We start from the raw sequence: 4037 nt of genomic DNA on the forward strand, positions 1-4037 counted from the left end.
CCGACAAAGAATACTCTCCTTCGGTGTTGAGGTACTCCAAATTGAGCAGCATCTAGGACGTCATGCGAAACACGATATCCGAGTGAACTGAAGTCCGAGACGATTTTCTTTAGAAACTCACCGGCGTAATTTTGGCTGAGACCGTCTACGTTTTCGGCGACAAAAATAGTGGGTCGAAGTGTTCGAACAGCATCAACCATTCTTGTGTAGAGAAGATTTCTAGGATCTGCCGCTTTCTTCGGGCCGGCTTTCGAAAAGCCCTGGCAGGGAAACCCTCCGAGAACAATGTCACAGTGAGGCATCGATGCCAGCAGACTATCGAAATCAGAACTAGTGACGTCGAGACAATGCGCTTCGGGACTTATGTTGCGAGCGAAGGTCTCTAGCGCAATCTTGTCGGAATCGACTGCAGCAATTAGATCACATTGACGATTGTGAAAGCCAAGGTCCAACCCTCCGCAGCCTGAGAATAGACTGACAGCTCTTAGCCTCGTCTTCTTGACTTCAATACGCACAGATGTTCCCTGTTCCTACAGACCACGTAGTCATTGGCGTTGCTCTGCGTGAGTTAACACTCTGGAATACTCTCGCTCTAGCCGGGCCCAATGGAAGCTAATCAATCATCAGCGTCGCTTCGTCAACTCAACCGACTTTTGCCTCGTTTCGACCCAATCGTAATGCTTCTGAAGCTGCTCTATCCCCGTTCCCATATTCTTACGAAGCGTCTCATACTCAACGCCATTCAGCACACGTTGAGTTGCATAGAAATGGCGCAGCGAATACAGGGAACGCCGTCGAGAATCACCATCATATAGCAACCCGTCTGTCCTGCCCTTGTATTCAATGCGTTTCAAAAAGACCTGAAACGACTTGTTCATATCGACCGATGGCTTCTGTTTCTGCCCTGCCGCTGATTGTCCGTACCAAATCAAATCCTGTTCACCATTGAAGCGGCTCTTTTCCCGCCATTCCTTCATCCACGGTACGACGTTTGGCATTGAAATGACTGTGCGCTGCACGCCCTTCTTTGTTGCCTGCCGTATCTTGATGGAGGCCTTTTCTTCCCCGTCGGTGTCGCTGAAAAACGTGATGTCTTCCCACTTCATGAACCGTGTTTCAGTTCCTGGCCGAATGCCCGTGCCTGCGACGAACAACACGAAGTAGCGAAGCTGCTCACGTTGATGGCGGTGGTACTCATTCAGGCGGTCATCAGCGAATTTGCCGACACGCTGCGTCCATGACAGCAGATTGCGTGTCAGAACATTCCATTCGTGATTATCGAACGTTGCCCGCCGCCCCTCATTGTCCTTCTTCGATGAAGAGTTGACGGTGAGGCGGACCTGAAAGCGCATCAACCGCTTCTTCTCATACGCCCATCGAAAGAACTGATTGAGCGCAGCCTGCTCCATCTGCAGGGTCTTCAAGGCGGGTGTCTTTGCGTGATTGGCTGTGCCTCTGTTACCGAGGCCACGACGGCGGGGATTCTTGACGATCAGCTTCGTGCCGTCGCCATCCCTCCAATAGTTCTTGCGCCACGACCAATAGCCGTCAGCCACGTCCGCCGTGATGGTGTCGAGCTTCTTGGCTCCGAAGTAGGGCTTGAAGTAGCGATTGCCGTAGCTGACGTGCCATTTCTTCCGCTCTTCGGCCCATGCGCCTTCTGCGATCTTCTGACGCACCCACTCATCCCACGACTTGCTGAAGCCGTGTTCTTCGAGCGAGGCCCCCTCCCGCTGCATCTGCTGAAATCGCAGATACATGGATTTGGCGGTTTCGTAGGCGTCTTCGTATTTGCGGGTTTTCAGGCTTTTCGTGATGAACCCGACACGGCCCGCAATCTTGAAGCGGGCTTGCCAATAGCGCTTTTCAGGGGGGACTTCTGCATCGGCTCGGCGGAAAATGACGAGATCGCCGTCATATAGGTCCTTCCGATCTTGGTAGTGCGTCATCGAAATTCCCAAAAGTTGGAAACGAGTTGGAAACAACGATAAGTGGCGCTCTTAATGAAATCAAGCAGTTGTAAACGATTTGAAAACGAGAAAGGGGCTGCAGCAGAACTGCAACCCCTTGAAAAGAAACAGTAAAAACTGCTTCGGACTTAACGCTTCGAGAACTGGAAGCTCCGGCGGGCCTTCGGATGGCCGTACTTCTTGCGCTCCACCATGCGCGGGTCACGGGTGAGGAAGCCGGCCTTCTTGAGGGCGGCGCGCAGTTCCGGCTCGAAATAGGTGAGCGCGCGGGCCAGCCCATGGCGCACCGCACCGGCCTGGCCGGAAAGGCCGCCGCCGGCGACCGTGCATTCGACATCAAGTTCGCTGGCCCGGTTCGCCGTCACCAGCGGCTGCTGGACCAGCATGCGCAGAACGGGGCGCGCGAAATAGGTCTCGATCGGCTTGCCGTTGACGGTGATGCGGCCCTTGCCGCGCTTCACCCAGACGCGCGATGTCGCGTCCTTGCGGCGGCCGGTGGCATAGGCGCGGCCCTGGGCGTCAAGCTTGGGCTTGGCGGGCGCGGCAGGCGCCGCGGCGCCGGCAGCGGGCGCCACGCCCATGGCCTGGCCGAGGTCTGCGAGGGATTTGCGTTCAGCCATGGTCAGCCTCTCACCGCGTTCTTGGGATTCATGGACTTGATGTCCAGCTTCTTGGGGTTCTGCGCCTCATGCGGATGCGCCGTACCGGCATAGATCCGCAGATGCGTCATCTGCTGGCGCTTGAGCGGGCCGCCGGGCAGCATGCGCTTCACCGCGAGTTCGAGAACCCGCTCGGGGAACTTGCCGTCCAGCATCTTGCCGGCGTTGCGCTCCTTGATGCCGCCCGGAAAGCCGGTGTGGTGATAATAGGTCTTCTGCTGGCGCTTGCGGCCCGTGAAGTGGATCTTCTCCGCATTGATGACCACGACGTGGTCACCGCAATCCATGTGGGGCGTGAACGTGGGCTTGTGCTTGCCGCGCAGCCGGTTGGCGATGATCGAGGCCACGCGGCCCACGACCAGCCCTTCGGCGTCGATCAGCACCCAGTCCTTCACGATGTCCTTGGCTTTCGCCGAATAGGTTGTCATCCGTTTTTCTCTGGCACTATGGGATCAGGGATGGGGACGCGCGCGGCTGCGAACCGCCCTAGCCCCCGTTCAGGACCCGCTCCATATTTCGCGGGCATCCGAGTGTCAAGAAAAACCCCGATGAAACCTGAGAAATTCGTGAGCGGTAACATAATACCTCAAAAGCGAGCCGGTTGGCGATTTGGCTCTTTTCCCGCACGGCGCCTTGCCCTAGAGTTACCGGTTAGAGAAGCGGTGATGTTATCAGGCAATTTACTCCCGAGACTTCCGGTAGCCATGCTGGCGGCCACCGCCCTGCTGGCCGCTTGGTCGCTCGCCCCCGGCCTCACGCCACAAGCTGGCGCGGCGCCGCTGGAAAACCCGGAGGCTCCGCCGGCCCCAATCGCCCCGCCCCCAGCGGCCAGTCCGCCGGACGGCGGCCTTGCGCCCGATGACTGGGACACGCCCGACAGCAATGAGGTGAGCGTCGGCGAAATTCCCACCATCGAGACCATCGAACTGACGGCGGACATCGCCAAGCGCGCGCTCGACAGCTACATCGCAGCCAAGGAAAAATACGTCAACTCCGATTTCGATCAGTTCGAGAACCTGCAGGATTTCGTCGACCAGACGGATGACGGCAAGAAGTTCGAGGCAGACATCAAGGCCGCCGGTTTCGCCAATGTCTCGGACTGGAACCTGGCCATCACCACGCTGGGCCTCACCTACAGCAGCGTCATCGACGACCAGTCAGCGGATCTGCAATTGCAGATCCAGGAAGTCGAGGAAGACCCGCAGCTGGCCCAGGACATGAAAGACACGATGATCAAGGCCCTAAAATCGCTCATTCCATCGGAAAACAACCGGAAGGTCATCGAAGGGTTGATGGACGATCCCGTCTATGGTGACCGGCTGAAGCTGCTCGACATCGAAGAAGAATGACCGGTCTCCTGCTCTCCGCGCGCGACGGCGGCGTGCTCCGCCTGACCCTCAACGATCCC

At 57.4% G+C, this 4037-nt stretch carries 5 protein-coding genes; 1 reads left to right on the top strand and 4 read right to left on the bottom strand.

All coding sequences use genetic code 11. The features are described from left to right. From ACKOED_RS00635 to rplM, 4 genes are all read right to left on the bottom strand, one after another. The coding region (locus tag ACKOED_RS00635) for a DNA cytosine methyltransferase (protein ID WP_408914639.1) at window positions 1–515 on the bottom strand (515 nt) is incomplete at its 3' end. Between the two features lie 108 nt (window positions 516–623). Further along, a complete protein-coding gene (locus tag ACKOED_RS00640; protein WP_408914640.1) occupies window positions 624–1949 on the bottom strand; it encodes a hypothetical protein in 1326 nt (441 codons plus the stop codon). Between the two features lie 149 nt (window positions 1950–2098). Beyond that, window positions 2099–2590: a 30S ribosomal protein S9 gene (gene rpsI, locus ACKOED_RS00645; protein ID WP_408914641.1), complete on the bottom strand. Its 492-nt coding sequence runs from the start codon at window positions 2588–2590 to the stop codon at window positions 2099–2101. Between the two features lie 2 nt (window positions 2591–2592). Next, the gene (rplM, locus tag ACKOED_RS00650) at window positions 2593–3057 is read right to left on the bottom strand and encodes a 50S ribosomal protein L13 (protein ID WP_408914642.1); all 465 of its coding nucleotides are present in this window, start codon (window positions 3055–3057) and stop codon (window positions 2593–2595) included. A gap of 276 nt (window positions 3058–3333) precedes the next feature. Between rplM and ACKOED_RS00655 the strand changes: the two genes are divergently transcribed. Further along, window positions 3334–3978 (top strand): hypothetical protein, encoded by a 645-nt coding sequence (locus ACKOED_RS00655; RefSeq protein ID WP_408914643.1) that lies wholly within the window; start codon window positions 3334–3336, stop codon window positions 3976–3978. Window positions 3979–4037: the final 59 nt, after the last annotated feature.

Origin of the sequence: Aestuariivirga sp. (assembly GCF_046093005.1) — a bacterium.
GTDB lineage: Bacteria > Pseudomonadota > Alphaproteobacteria > Rhizobiales > Aestuariivirgaceae > Aestuariivirga.